Origin of the sequence: Rhizobacter sp., from assembly GCF_031412495.1 — a bacterium.
Lineage (GTDB): Bacteria > Pseudomonadota > Gammaproteobacteria > Burkholderiales > Burkholderiaceae_C > Schlegelella_A.
On the sequence record NZ_JANODC010000545.1, the window covers coordinates 1 to 12,180 of the forward strand.

Consider the following 12,180-nt stretch of genomic DNA (forward strand, 5'->3'; position numbering starts at 1 on the left):
GCGAGGTCGCGACCGGCTAGGCCGGCGGTTTCCTGCGGCGGCATCCGGTACATCATCAGATGATAGGTGAAGTCGGCGAGCGGGTGGCCGAGCGTCGACAGCTCCCAGTCGAGCACGGCGACGACGCGCGGCTGGTCCGGATCGAAGACGAGGTTGTCGAGCCGGTAGTCGCCGTGCACCACGCGCGCCTGCGACGCGTCGCGCGCGCTCGCCGGGATGTTTTCCGGCAGCCAGTCGATGAGCCGGTCCATGGCGTCGATGGGCTCCGTGATCGAAGCCTGGTACTGCTTGGTCCAGCGCCCGATCTGGCGCTCGAAATAGTTGCCGGGCTTGCCGTAGCCAGCCAGCCCGACCGCAGCCGGATCGACCGAATGCAGGGCGGCGATGACGCGGTTCATCTCGTCGTAGATCGCGGTCCGGCCGGCGCGGTCGAAGGCGGGCAGGGACTGGTCCCAGAAAACGCGGCCCTCGACGTACTCCATGACGTAGAAGGCGCGGCCGATGACACTCTCGTCCTCGCACAGGACGTGCATGCGCGGCACCGGCACGTCGGTGTCGGCGAGGCCGCGCATGACCGTGAACTCGCGGTCGACGGCGTGCGCCGAGGGCAGCAGCTTCGACGCCGGCCCGGGCTTGGAGCGCATGACATAGGCGCGAGCGGGCGACACCAGCTTGTACGTGGGGTTCGACTGGCCGCCCTTGAACTGCTCGACCGCGAGTGGGCCGGCGAAGCCGGGCAGGTGCGCGAGCAGGTAGCGCTCGAGCGCGGCGAGGTCGAAGGCGTGCTGCTCGGCGACCGGCTTGGTGCCGGTGTTGGCTTCGGGCTGGGTCATGGATCGATTGGAGGCGCGGGCGGCGAACGCTGCAATCCCTGCCGACCCCCGGTCAGCGCTTCGCGATCGCCAGCAGCTTGTCCTTCGACAGGACGACCAGCCGGGTCGGCTCGATGCGCACGGCGCCGTCGCGCTCGAAGCCCTTCAGCTCCTGGTTGACGCGCTGCCTGGAGGCGCCGAGCAGCTGGGCGATGTCTTCCTGGGCCAGCTGCAGGCCGATCCGGATCTCGTCGCCGTGCTCGACGCCGTAGCTGCGCGCGAGCAGCAGGATCTGCTTGGCCAGGCGGGCCGAGAGCGGCCGCGTGTTGAGGTCCTCGACGGCGTCGAAGAGCAGCCGCAGGCGCCGGCAGTTGAGGCGCAGCAGGGCGTCGTAGAGCTCGACGTGCTGCGCCAGCAATTCCTTGAAATCCGGGCGGCGGACGACCAGCAGCGTCGTCTCGCCATGGGCGTGCGCGTCGTGCGTGCGCGGCATGCCGTCGAAGAGCGAGATGTCGCCGAACCAGGTGCCCGGCTCGACGTAGGTCAGCGTGACCTGCTTGCCGGACAGCGACACCGAGCTCACGCGCACCGCGCCGAGGGCGACGCCGCACCATTCCTCGGCCGGCGCACCGCGCGCCGAGAGGATGGCGCCGTCGTGCAGGCGCCGCACGATGGCGCGGGCCAGGATGGCTTCCTGAAGCGGAGAGGAGAGTCTGGAGAACCACGGGCCCGAGGCGATGTTCGACTGCTCGTCGATTGTAAGAATCGGGGCGTGCATGCCGGTCGCTGAGGTGACAGCGCGCGTCTGGTCGGGTCGGGGCGAGCCGCGCCCTCAGCGGAAGCGCGGCGCGCGCTTTTCCAGGAAGGCGGCCAGCCCCTCCTCGCCGTTGGCGTGGAAGAGCTTGTCGATGAACTGGTCGCGCTCGACGGCGAGCTGCTCGTGCAGCGAGCGGCGGGGTGCCTGCTCCAGGAGTTCCTTGGTGCAGGCCATGGCGTTCGGCGCCATCTCGGCGAGGCGCTCGCCGAGCGCGAGCGCCTCGGCGAGGGCCGAGCCGGGCGGCGTCACCGCCGTCACCAGGCCGTGCGCATGGAGGAGAGGGGCGCTGATCGGCTCGGCGAGCCAGAGCAGGCGCTGCGCGAAGGGCCGCGGCAGGGCCCGGGCCAGGCTCCAGGTGGCGCCGCCGTCGGGCGTCAAGCCCAGCTTGCCGTACGACATGGTGAAGCGGGCGTCTTCGGCGGCGACGATCAGGTCGCAGGCGAGGGCGATCGAGAAGCCCGCTCCGGCGGCAGCGCCTTCGACCGCCGCGATGACCGGCTTGGGGTAGACGCGGATCGCCTCGATCCACTGGTGCAGGTGCTCGAGCATGCGCCGCTGGGCGTCGGGCCCGGAGCGCCGCCGCTCCGCCAGCCCCTGCAGGTTGCCGCCGGCGCAGAAATGGGCGCCGTCGCCGCGCAGCACGACGGCGCGGACCTCGTCGTCCGATTCGGACGAGTCGAGCGCCTCGATGCCGGCGGCGACGACCTGCGCCGACAGCGTGTTGCGCGTCGCCGGATCGCTGATCGTCAGCACGAGGGTCGTGCCGCGGCGTTCGGTCAGAAGCTCGGAAGGCATCCCGTCGGTCCTTTCTAGAGACGAGCCAGGCGCTCGACCGCGGAAACCAGGGTCTCGTCTTTCTTGGCGAAGCAGAAGCGGGCGATGTGCTGTTCGAAGCCGTCGGCATAGAACGCCGACAGGGGGATCGCCGCGACGCCGATCTCGACCGTCAGCCAGCGGCAGAACTCGGCCTCCGGCAGGTCGCTGACTGCCGAATAGTCGACGCATTGGAAGAACGTGCCCTGGCAGGGCAGCGGCTTCAGGCGCGTGCGCGCCAGGCCGGCCGCGAAGAGGTCGCGCTTGGCTCGGTAGAAGGCGGGCAGGGCGAGATGGTGCGTGCCGCTTCCCATGTAGGCCGCCAGCCCGTGCTGCATCGGCGTGTTCACCGTGAAGACGTTGAACTGGTGCACCTTGCGGAACTCGGCCATCAGGGCGGCCGGGGCGACGGCGTAGCCGACCTTCCAGCCGGTGACGTGGTACGTCTTGCCGAAGCTCGAGACGATGACGGTGCGCGCCGCGAGCTCGGGGAAGCGCGCCACGCTCTGGTGCTCGCCGCCGTACACCATGTGCTCGTAGACCTCGTCGCTGATCACCACGACCTGCGTGTCCCGCAGCAGCGCCTCGAGCCGCGACAGCTCCGCCGCGGACCAGAGCGTTCCGCTCGGGTTGTGCGGCGAGTTGATGAGGATGAGGCGGGTCTTCGGCGTGAGCGCAGCAGCGATGCGGTCGAAGTCGGGCGCGAAGGTGCCGGGCACGAGCGGAACGCGGACCACCGTGCCGCCGGCCAGCTCGATGTTCGGGGCATAGCTGTCGTACGAGGGCTCCAGGACGATGGCCTCGTCGCCCGGGCCCACGAACGCGAGCACCGCGTTGATGATGGCCTGCGTCGCGCCTGCGGTGACGGTGATCTCGGTCGCCGGGTCGTAGCGCCGCCCGTACATCGACTCGATCTTGGCGGCAATGCGCTCGCGCAGGAGGGGAATGCCTGCCATCGGCGGGTACTGGTTGAGGCCGCTGCGCATCGCGGCGGCCACGGCCTCGACCAGGGCCGGATCGCAGTCGAAGTCCGGAAAGCCCTGGCCCAGGTTGACGGCGCCGTGCTCCGTCGCCAGCGTCGACATGACCGTGAAGATTGTCGTGCCGACGGTGGGGAGGCGGCTCTGCACGGCGGGCGTGTGCGGGGCGAGGGGAGTGCGGTCGTTCATGTGTGCGCGGGTCAGAGCTGGTAGTCGTCGGCCTCGCCCGACATCGCCCGCTCGACGAGCGGGCGGGTCAGGCGGTCGGAGGTCATCTCGGCGAAGGCGTAAACGAAGTTGCGCAGGTAGGCGCCGCGCTTGAAGGCGACGCGGGCGACGTTCTGCCCGAACAGGTGGCCGACCGGGCGGGCGACGAGGTCCGAGCCCTGGCCCTCCTCGCGCATGGCGATCTCGGCGACGATGCCGACGCCCAGCCCCAGCCGCACGTAGGTCTTGATCACGTCGGCGTCGATCGCCTCGAGGACGATGTTCGGCTGGAGCTTGCGCGTGGCGAAGGCCTGGTCGACGCGCTTGCGCCCGGTGAACGCCGGGTGATACGAGATCAGCGGCAGCGGCGCCAGGTCCTCGAGCGAGACCCGGTCGATCGCGGCGAGCGGGTGGCCCGCCGGAAGCACCAGCACGTGCTGCCACGCATAGCAGGGCAGGGTGACCAGGTCGCCGAAGTCGTCGAGCGACTCGGTGGCCAGGCCGAAGTCGGCGACTTCCTCGTGGACCATGCGCGCGACCTGCTCCGGCGTGCCCTGGTGCAGGCTGATGTTCACCTTGGGGAAGCGCTTGCGCATCTGCGCGATAGGCACGGGGAGGAAGTAGCGGGCCTGGCTGTGCGTGGTGGCGATCGAAAGCGTGCCGGCGTCCTGCTTGGAGAACTCGTCGCCGATGCGCTTGAGGTTGCCCACCTCGCGCATGATCACCTCGATCGCCTTCAGCACCTCGCGGCCCGGTTCGGTGACGCGGCGCAGGCGCTTGCCGTGCCGGGCGAAGATGTCGACGCCGAGCTCGCCCTCGAGCTCGAGGATCGCCTTGGACACGCCCGGCTGCGACGTGAACAGCGCCTTGGCCGTTTCCGTCAGGTTGAGGTCGCGACGCACCGCCTCCTGAACGAACCTGAACTGGTGGAGGTTCATACCCCGAAGCTCTGAAGCATCGGCGGATTATTCACCCCTGCTCCGGACGGCAGCCCGCGCCATCGCCTCGATGACCTCGGGAACCTCGCCCACCGGCGGGTGGATGCGCAAGCGCAGCCGCGGGTGGCGGGCGCGCGCGGCGTCCGCCTGCCGCGGCAGGTCGTTGCGCAGGTGACCGCCGCTGCCGAGGAACAGGGGTACGACGTCGACGTCTTCGACGCCGTCGGCGGCCAGCGCGTCGACGGCGTCGCCGAGCGACGGCGCCATCAGCTCGAGGAAGGCGAGCCGGACCAGGCGGTCAGGCGCGGCGGCGCGGACGCGCTCGGCGACGGCCTCGAACGGAGCCGCCCAGCGCGGGTCGCGGGCGCCGTGCGCGAAGAGGACGATCGCCTTCGTGCTCATCGATAGCGCACCAGCCAGCTGAACGCGGCCAGCGACATCAGGAGGAAGATCGCGCCGGGCGTCGCGGCGACGATCCACGGCGTCCAGTTGCCGAGCAGGCCGAGGTGCCGGAACACGTTGTTGAGGAGCACGAAGCCGACCCCGAGCATGATCCCGGCGAACACCTTGACGCTGACGCCACCCGAGCGGTGGTGCAGGTACGCGAACGGCAGGGCGAGGCCGACCATGACGAGGCAGGCGAACGGATACAGGGCCCGCTTCCAGAACTGGATCTTCTGCACCTGCGATGCCTGCTCGTTCTCGGCCAGGTGACCGATGTAGCGCCAGAGGTCGACCGTCGACATCGTCGTGACCGGGAGGACGGCGGCGGCGACCACCTGCGGCGACAAGGTGCTGCGCCACTCGAGGCGCGCCAGTTTCTCCTGCGGCACCGACGGTGCGTCGGCGGTGTCGAGCCAACGCGTCCGGGTGACGTCCTCGAGCGTCCAGGTCCCGTCGGGGGCGACGCTGGCCCGCGCCGCCGCGGTCCGGGCGATGAGCCGGCCCCCGGCATCGAACTCGAAGATGCGGACGTCGCGCAGCGCCGAGGCACCCTCGGCCGAGCCGACGTTGATCGAGTAGCTGTGCTCGCCGGTCGGCGTCGGCGCGTGCTCCTTGATCCAGGCGCCCGAGCGGCTCAGCTTGAGGCTGCCGGTGAACGACGCACGCAGCTGGCTGGCCATGCGCTCCGACAGCGGCGCTATGTAGTCGCCGATGACGAAGGCCACCGCCCCGAACAGGAGGGCGAGGCTGGTCAGCAGCCCGAGCGCGCGCCCGGGTCCGAGCCCGCCGGTGCGCAGGATGGTGTACTGCGAGGTCTGGGCCAGGCGCGCCAGCGCGTAGATGGTGCCGATCAGCACCGCAATCGGCATCAGCTCGTACAGGTGGGCCGGTGCGAGCAGGACCGAGTAGGCCGCCGCGTGCAGCGCCGTGTAGCCGCGCTCGCCGACGTCGCCCAGCTCGTCGACGAAGTCGATGAAGAAGAAGAGGGCGAGGAAGGCGACGCCGACGAACAGCACGGCCGAGGCGATGTCGACGAAGAAGAGCCGTCGGACCGTCCTCATGCTGCCGCTGCCGCCGCCCGCGCGGCGCGCCGCGCCCGGCGACGCCGCGACATGGGCAGGCGCCCGGCACCCTGCTCGCGCCACCACAGCAATGCGATGGCGATGGCGAGGGCTCCGCCATGGGCGACGAGGAGGGCCGTGCCCATGCCGACGCGTCCGGTGCCCACCCAGGCCTTGGTCAGGTTGATCAGGTTGTAGTAGACGAAGAAGGCGAGCAGGGCGAACAGCAGGTTCCAGTTGCTGGCGTGGCGCGGGTTCGATGCCGACATGCCGATGCCCAGCAGCAGCATGTTCGCCGCCGCCAGCACGAGGCCGAGCCGCCAGACCAGCTCGCCTTGGTTCGGCGGTGTCGGCTCGCGCAGGAGGTCGGCGGTCGGGCGGGCGCGTGGGCGCACCGACCCTTCGCCGGCCATGGCCCGCTCGCCCGCGAGCGCTCGGTAGGTCTCGAAGCGGGAGACCGTCTTTTCCCCGCTGGCCTGGTCGAGCTCGTTGCGCTGACCTCGGTTCAGGACCAGGTAGCGGCCGCTGCGATCGTTCTCGATCGAGCCGGAGAGCGCCGACGTGACCGACTCGACCTCGCCTTGCGAGGAAACGATGAAGACGTTGCGCCCCGTCGCCGGGTCGCTGGCGCTGCCCTCGAAGAAGAAGGTGCGCTGGCCGTCGCCCGAGGTCTGGAACTGGCCCGGCGCGGCGCGCGAGAGGTCCGAGCGGCGCTCGAACTGATCCTTCAGCACGGCGCTGCGCTCGTTCTGCCACGGCCACACGAACAGCGCCAGCAGGCCGATCACGAGCAGCACCGGCCAGCTCGTGCGCAGCACCGGGCGAACGAAGCGGGACAGGGGAACGCCGCTGGCGAACCAGATCGTCATCTCGCTTCCGCGGTACATCCGCGACAGGGTCGCGACGACGGCGACGAACAGCGACAGCGCGAGGATGGTCGACAGGTTGCCGAGCGCGATGTAGGCCAGGAGCAGCATCACGTCCTGCGGCGAGATCCGGCCCCCGGCCGCCTGGCCCAGATTGCGGATGAACATGATCGTCAGCACGATGGTGAGGATCACGACCAGCGTCGCGCCGAAGTTGCGCGCGAGCTCTCTGCGCAAGGTTGAATCGAATAACATCGGCGGCTTTTCTCTGCTCGAGGAATTATGGACTTCCGTCATCAGATCGCCACGGCGTCGGGACTTGCCGGCGTCGACGTCGACGCCCTGGTCCTCGTCGTCGCCGACGTCGTCGATCCCGAACTCGCGGCACCGCTGGCCGACCTGATCTCCGCTGCCGTCGCCGACGGCGACTTGGCCTTGAAGAAGGGGCGTTCCCTCTATCTCCACCGACCCGCTGGCGTCACGGCGCGCCGCGTCGTCGTGGCGATCGCCGGCGACAACTCGGCCAAGGCCTTCAAGGCCGCGCTCGCCGACGGCCTGGCCGCACTGAAGACGAGCGGTGCGCAGACGCTAGGCGTCGCCCTGGGCAGCGCCGGCCCCGTCACCGAGGCGCACGCCGAGGCAGCGATGCTGGCCGCCGCCGATGCCACCTATCTGTATACGCACAGCAAGCCGAGCGCGACGCCGGGCTGGGCCCTCAAGAGCCTGACCTTGCTCGGCTCGCGCAGCGGCGCCCGTGCCGCCCAGCAGGGGCTGCGCCGCGGCGCGGCGATTGCCGCCGGCGTCAAGCTCGCCCGCGAATTCGCCAACCGTCCCGGCAACCACTGCACGCCCACCTGGCTGGGCCAGCAGGCGAAGAAGATCGGCAAGGAGCTGAAGCTCGACGTCGAGGTGCTGGACCGCAAGGAGATCGAGAAGCTCGGCATGGGCTCCTTCCTGGCCGTCGCCCAGGGCTCGGCCGAGCCGCCGCGCTTCATCGTCGCGCGCTACGACGGCGCGGCGAAGACCCAGGCGCCGATCGTTCTGGTCGGCAAGGGCATCACCTTCGACACCGGCGGCATCTCGATCAAGCCGGCCGCCGAGATGGACGAGATGAAGTTCGACATGGGCGGGGCGGCGAGCGTCCTCGGCACGCTCGCCGCCGTCGCCACCCTCCGCCCGCGGCTGAACCTGGTCTGCATCGTGCCGACCTGCGAGAACATGCCGGGCGGCCGCGCCGTCAAGCCCGGCGACGTCGTCACGAGCATGTCGGGGCAGACGATCGAGATCCTGAACACCGATGCCGAAGGCCGGCTCATCCTCGCAGATGCGCTCACCTACGCGGAGCGGTTCAAGCCGTCGGTCGTCGTCGACGTGGCGACGCTGACCGGAGCCTGCGTGATCGCCCTCGGCCATCACCACTCCGGGCTGTTCACGGCCGACGACGCCGTCGCCTCGCGCATGCAGGCCGCGGCCGCGGCGGCGCAGGACCCGTGCTGGCGCATGCCGCTCGACGAGGAATACGACGAGGCGCTGAAGAGCAACTTCGCAGACATGGGCAACGTCGGCGGCCGGCCCGGGGGCGCCATCACGGCGGCGATGTTCCTGCGCCGATTCACCGGCAAGTACCCGTGGGCCCACCTCGACATCGCCGGCACGGCCTGGAAGTCCGGGCCCAAGAAGGGCGCGACGGGCCGGCCAGTCGGCCTGCTGACCCACTTCGTCCTCGCTCACGCCAGGTGACGAGGCGAGCCGGCTGAACGCCGTCTGCGAACCCGCTGCCACGGCCGGCGCCCGCATGACCGAGATCAGCTTCTACTTCAATGTTCCGAGCCGAGCCGGCTACGCCTGCCGGCTCCTTCGCAAGGCACGCCGGCAGGGACTGGGCCTGGCCGTCGCCGGCCCGCGCGAGGCGCTGCTCGGCCTGGATCGCGAGCTCTGGGCCTTCGAACCGGCCGAGTTCATTCCGCACGAGTGGGTGGAGCATGCAGGCCGCGTCCCGGCGCACCTGCGGGCGCGCACCGTCTGGCTCGGCGGCGAGCCGGCGCAGGCGCCAGTGCACGACGCGCTCCTGAACCTGGGCGAGGGCGCGCCGACGGGGTACGAGACCTTCGCGCGCCTGTTCGAGGTCGTGTCGACCGACGAGGCCGACCGCAGCGCGGCGCGCGAGCGCTGGAAGGGCTATGCACGGCGCGGCTACCTGATCAAGAAGTACGAGGTGGGTGCGCCATGACGCCCGAGAAGCCGCCCCCGGGCACCATCCCGACGCTCACCGAGGTTGTGCCGTGGCCCGAGGCGCCACCCGCCGGGCCGGCGCCTGCGCTGCCCGCGCCGCCAGAGGTCGGCGCCCTGGCCGGCCTCGGGCCCGCGGTGCCCGACGTGCCCGCGGTGCCCGACGTGCCCGCGGTGGCTGCGCCGGCAGCCGGGGTGCCGGTCGGCGAGGCGCAGCTGGCGCAGCGCGTGCTGGCCGACCTGCAGAGGCAGGTGGACCTGATGCTCGAGGTCCGTCTGCGCGAGGCGCTCGCCCCCATCCTGACCCGCGCCGGCGATGCCATCGTCCGCGATGCGCGCAAGGAGCTGACGGCCGCGCTGCACGACGTGGTCGCACGGGCCGTCGCCCGCGAGCTCGGCCGCAAGGACAAGCCGTAGCGCCGCAGCGGCCGGTCCGGTTGACGATGCAAACACCGATTCGGCCGGGCCCGGCTTTTGCGTTATCGTTTCGCGCTTCGGGTAAACAGCCCGGATCCAGTCATTCCAAGCGGAGGTAATTTCCCATGCAACTCAAGATGAAACTGGTCGCTGCGGCGGCCGTGGCGCTCCTCACCGGGGCCGTCTCGGCCCAGGACCTGGTCGTCAAGATCGGCCACGTCGCGCCGACCAGCGGGGGCATCGCCCACCTGGGCAAGGACAACGAGAACGGGGCCCGTATGGCCATCGACGAGCTGAACGCCAAGGGCGTGACGATCGGCGGCAAGAAGGCCAAGTTCGAGCTCCTCGCCGAGGACGACGGCGCCGACCCGAAGCAGGGCACGGCTGTCGCCAACAAGCTGGTCGACGCCAAGGTCAACGGCGTCATCGGCCACCTGAACTCGGGCACCTCGATCCCGGCTTCCAAGATCTACAGCGACGCAGGCATTCCGCAGATCTCGCCGTCGGCCACCAACCCGAAGTACACGCGCCAGGGCTTCAAGACGACCTTCCGCGTCGTGGCCGACGACGTGCACCTCGGCGGAACCCTGGGCCGCTACGCGGTCAAGGAGCTCAAGGGCAAGTCCATCGTCACCATCGACGACCGCACGGCCTACGGCCAGGGCGTCGCCGAGGAGTTCGCCAAGGCGGTCAAGGCCTCGGGCGGCAAGATCGCCGACGCCCAGTTCACGACCGACAAGGCCACCGACTTCACCGCCATCCTGACTGCCGTCAAGGCCAAGAAGCCGGACATCGTCTTCTACGGCGGCATGGACGCCGTCGCCGGCCCGATGCTGCGCCAGATGAAGCAGCTCGGCATCAACGCGAAGATGATCGGTGGCGACGGCATCTGCACCGGCGAGCTGCCGAAGCTCGCCGGTGGCGCCATGGGCGACAGCCAGGTCGTCTGCGCCGAGGCGGGCGGCGTCGAAGGCGCCCAGAAGGTGGGCATGGACAAGTTCCGCGAGGACTTCAAGAAGAAGTTCAACGCCGACGTCCAGATCTACGCGCCTTACGTGTACGACGCCGTCAACGTCATGGTCGCAGCGATGGTCAAGGCCGGCTCGGCCGAGCCGGCGAAGTACCTTCCGGTCCTCGCCAAGACCGAAGGGCACAAGGGCGTGACCGGCGTCATCTCGTTCGACAACAAGGGCGACGTGAAGAACGGTGCCCTGACGCTCTACACCTACAAGGGCGACAAGCGCGAGCAGATGGCGGTCGTTCGCTGAACGAACCGTCGACATGAAAAGGGCGCCGCTGGCGCCCTTTTTTTTCGCCGTCGATCGGGCGCATCAGGACCGGCGGCGAAACCCATCCAAGTAAGGGATGGCTGTTACGCAAGGCTGCTGCGAAGCTGCCTCCTTCATCGGAGCGTCGTCTCCGCGTTCGAGGGAGCCACCATGGAAATGAAACGCATCATCGACGGGCTGCTCGTCAGCCGCGAGCGCCTCCTGCGGGCGCGCGAGTTCTATTCGCCGGCGCCACGAGCCCAGTCGCCCGAGCGCGCCTTCGCGAGCTGGACCGAGCGCGTCTCCGTGCAGACGGAGCTCGGGAGCGCACGCGAGATGGCCGGGCTCAGCAACGCCGAGCTGGAGGCGCTGGAGGCGGAGTTCGTCCGCTGTCCGACCCGGCCCCGCCCAGCGTGGATGCGCGAGGCCGTGCTCGCCGGGATCATCCTCCTGACCCTCGCCTGCACCGGCCTGCTGATGCTCGGCTTGACCGAGCTCGGCGACGTCGCCTCCCGAACCCTGCAGGCCCTGAGCGCGGCCGCGCTGCTCCTCGGCCTGATCCCGCTGTCGATCGGGCTGCTGACGTCGTTCAGCGTCCTTCACCTCGAGCTGAGCTACGGCACCACCGGCCTCTACGTCGGCAAGCTCGACGAGCAGCACCCTTGGCTTTACAAGGCCACGGGCCTGACCCGGCACGAGACGGCAGAGGACTACCGCCGGCGCACGCTCGTCGAACGCGGGCCGCTGCGCGGCATGGACTACATCCTGATGCGCGAGATGGTCAAGGTGCAGGAGTCGCTCGAGCAGATGCGGCCGGCACGCTCGGTGTCCGACCAGCTGCAGCTGCTGCCGGTCCCGGTGGCTGCCGGTTCGCCCGAGCCGAGGCTGGTCCGCATCGGCAGCGCTGCGAGCCGCGGCTCCTGAGCCGGCGCGGCTCGGGCTGCGTGGAATTTCACCGGCGATTCCTCGCCGCGCGACACTTCCCGGCGAAGACGGTGGGGCAGGCGCTCATACTGTCGCACCGGGCGCCCGCCCGGGCGACGTCGACGAAAGGGATCGATTGCAAGGAATGGACACCCTCAAGGTCTTCCGGCACCTCGAGTACGAGCTTCATTGCGGAGCGAAGGCTCTGGACGGAGGACGGTTCAAGCCGACGCTGACGCTAGCCAAGGACCGATGGCCCAAGCGCCCGCGCGAGATCGAGGTACCGCTCGGTCAGTACACGAGCGAACTGGAGGCGATCGAGGCCGCGCATGCGCGCGGCATCGAGTGGATCCGCGACTACGGCAGCTTGCCGACGCCGGGCCGGCAAGGCTGACGACCGCGAC

At 70.1% G+C, this 12,180-nt stretch carries 14 protein-coding genes; 6 read left to right on the top strand and 8 right to left on the bottom strand.

Annotated features, from left to right (window positions below):
- The 8 genes from AC30N0_RS20230 to lptF all read right to left on the bottom strand — a co-directional run.
- Positions 1–833: phosphotransferase family protein (locus AC30N0_RS20230; RefSeq protein ID WP_489519673.1), on the bottom strand; the 833-nt coding region annotated here is incomplete at its 3' end.
- Between the two features lie 52 nt (positions 834–885).
- Positions 886–1,590 carry a Crp/Fnr family transcriptional regulator gene (locus tag AC30N0_RS20235; RefSeq protein ID WP_489519674.1) on the bottom strand — a complete coding sequence of 235 codons (705 nt, stop codon included), beginning with the start codon at positions 1,588–1,590 and terminating at the stop codon, positions 886–888.
- A gap of 54 nt (positions 1,591–1,644) precedes the next feature.
- Positions 1,645–2,424, bottom strand: coding sequence for an oxepin-CoA hydrolase, alternative type (locus tag AC30N0_RS20240; protein ID WP_489519675.1), 780 nt, complete (start codon positions 2,422–2,424; stop codon positions 1,645–1,647).
- A gap of 14 nt (positions 2,425–2,438) precedes the next feature.
- The gene (locus AC30N0_RS20245) at positions 2,439–3,611 is read right to left on the bottom strand and encodes a pyridoxal phosphate-dependent aminotransferase (protein WP_489519676.1); all 1,173 of its coding nucleotides are present in this window, start codon (positions 3,609–3,611) and stop codon (positions 2,439–2,441) included.
- Between the two features lie 11 nt (positions 3,612–3,622).
- Positions 3,623–4,567, bottom strand: a complete 945-nt coding sequence (locus AC30N0_RS20250; protein WP_489519677.1) for a CysB family HTH-type transcriptional regulator — start codon at positions 4,565–4,567, stop codon at positions 3,623–3,625.
- A gap of 27 nt (positions 4,568–4,594) precedes the next feature.
- The gene (locus AC30N0_RS20255) at positions 4,595–4,969 is read right to left on the bottom strand and encodes a sirohydrochlorin chelatase (protein ID WP_489519678.1); all 375 of its coding nucleotides are present in this window, start codon (positions 4,967–4,969) and stop codon (positions 4,595–4,597) included.
- A complete protein-coding gene (gene lptG, locus AC30N0_RS20260) occupies positions 4,966–6,072 on the bottom strand; it encodes an LPS export ABC transporter permease LptG (protein WP_489519679.1) in 1,107 nt (368 codons plus the stop codon). Before lptG ends, AC30N0_RS20255 begins: the two co-directional genes overlap by 4 nt.
- Positions 6,069–7,193, bottom strand: a complete 1,125-nt coding sequence (gene lptF / locus AC30N0_RS20265) for an LPS export ABC transporter permease LptF (protein ID WP_489519680.1) — start codon at positions 7,191–7,193, stop codon at positions 6,069–6,071. The genes lptG and lptF overlap by 4 nt, the downstream gene beginning before the upstream one ends.
- Positions 7,194–7,220: 27 nt before the next feature.
- Between lptF and AC30N0_RS20270 the strand changes: the two genes are divergently transcribed.
- From AC30N0_RS20270 to AC30N0_RS20295, 6 genes are all read left to right on the top strand, one after another.
- A complete protein-coding gene (locus AC30N0_RS20270; RefSeq protein WP_489519681.1) occupies positions 7,221–8,678 on the top strand; it encodes a leucyl aminopeptidase in 1,458 nt (485 codons plus the stop codon).
- Between the two features lie 55 nt (positions 8,679–8,733).
- Positions 8,734–9,168: a DNA polymerase III subunit chi gene (locus tag AC30N0_RS20275; protein ID WP_489519682.1), complete on the top strand. Its 435-nt coding sequence runs from the start codon at positions 8,734–8,736 to the stop codon at positions 9,166–9,168.
- Positions 9,165–9,584, top strand: coding sequence for a hypothetical protein (locus AC30N0_RS20280; RefSeq protein WP_489519683.1), 420 nt, complete (start codon positions 9,165–9,167; stop codon positions 9,582–9,584). Before AC30N0_RS20275 ends, AC30N0_RS20280 begins: the two co-directional genes overlap by 4 nt.
- 125 nt (positions 9,585–9,709) lie before the next feature.
- Positions 9,710–10,852: a branched-chain amino acid ABC transporter substrate-binding protein gene (locus tag AC30N0_RS20285; RefSeq protein WP_489519684.1), complete on the top strand. Its 1,143-nt coding sequence runs from the start codon at positions 9,710–9,712 to the stop codon at positions 10,850–10,852.
- Between the two features lie 171 nt (positions 10,853–11,023).
- Positions 11,024–11,776 carry a hypothetical protein gene (locus tag AC30N0_RS20290; protein WP_489519685.1) on the top strand — a complete coding sequence of 251 codons (753 nt, stop codon included), beginning with the start codon at positions 11,024–11,026 and terminating at the stop codon, positions 11,774–11,776.
- Between the two features lie 145 nt (positions 11,777–11,921).
- Entirely contained in the window at positions 11,922–12,170 is a 249-nt protein-coding gene (locus AC30N0_RS20295) for a hypothetical protein (RefSeq protein ID WP_489519686.1), read from the top strand.
- The last annotated feature ends 10 nt before the right edge of the window (positions 12,171–12,180 follow it).

Excerpts from the sequence above, each read along its gene's own strand:
- AC30N0_RS20235 (WP_489519674.1), bottom strand. The coding sequence starts at position 1,590 with ATGCACGCCCCGATTCTTACAATCGACGAGCAGTCGAACATCGCCTCG.
- AC30N0_RS20240 (WP_489519675.1), bottom strand. The coding sequence starts at position 2,424 with ATGCCTTCCGAGCTTCTGACCGAACGCCGCGGCACGACCCTCGTGCTG.
- AC30N0_RS20245 (WP_489519676.1), bottom strand. The coding sequence starts at position 3,611 with ATGAACGACCGCACTCCCCTCGCCCCGCACACGCCCGCCGTGCAGAGC.
- AC30N0_RS20250 (WP_489519677.1), bottom strand. The coding sequence starts at position 4,567 with ATGAACCTCCACCAGTTCAGGTTCGTTCAGGAGGCGGTGCGTCGCGAC.
- AC30N0_RS20255 (WP_489519678.1), bottom strand. The coding sequence starts at position 4,969 with ATGAGCACGAAGGCGATCGTCCTCTTCGCGCACGGCGCCCGCGACCCG.
- lptG (WP_489519679.1), bottom strand. The coding sequence starts at position 6,072 with ATGAGGACGGTCCGACGGCTCTTCTTCGTCGACATCGCCTCGGCCGTG.
- lptF (WP_489519680.1), bottom strand. The coding sequence starts at position 7,193 with ATGTTATTCGATTCAACCTTGCGCAGAGAGCTCGCGCGCAACTTCGGC.
- AC30N0_RS20270 (WP_489519681.1), top strand. The coding sequence starts at position 7,221 with ATGGACTTCCGTCATCAGATCGCCACGGCGTCGGGACTTGCCGGCGTC.
- AC30N0_RS20275 (WP_489519682.1), top strand. The coding sequence starts at position 8,734 with ATGACCGAGATCAGCTTCTACTTCAATGTTCCGAGCCGAGCCGGCTAC.
- AC30N0_RS20280 (WP_489519683.1), top strand. The coding sequence starts at position 9,165 with ATGACGCCCGAGAAGCCGCCCCCGGGCACCATCCCGACGCTCACCGAG.
- AC30N0_RS20285 (WP_489519684.1), top strand. The coding sequence starts at position 9,710 with ATGCAACTCAAGATGAAACTGGTCGCTGCGGCGGCCGTGGCGCTCCTC.
- AC30N0_RS20290 (WP_489519685.1), top strand. The coding sequence starts at position 11,024 with ATGGAAATGAAACGCATCATCGACGGGCTGCTCGTCAGCCGCGAGCGC.
- AC30N0_RS20295 (WP_489519686.1), top strand. The coding sequence starts at position 11,922 with ATGGACACCCTCAAGGTCTTCCGGCACCTCGAGTACGAGCTTCATTGC.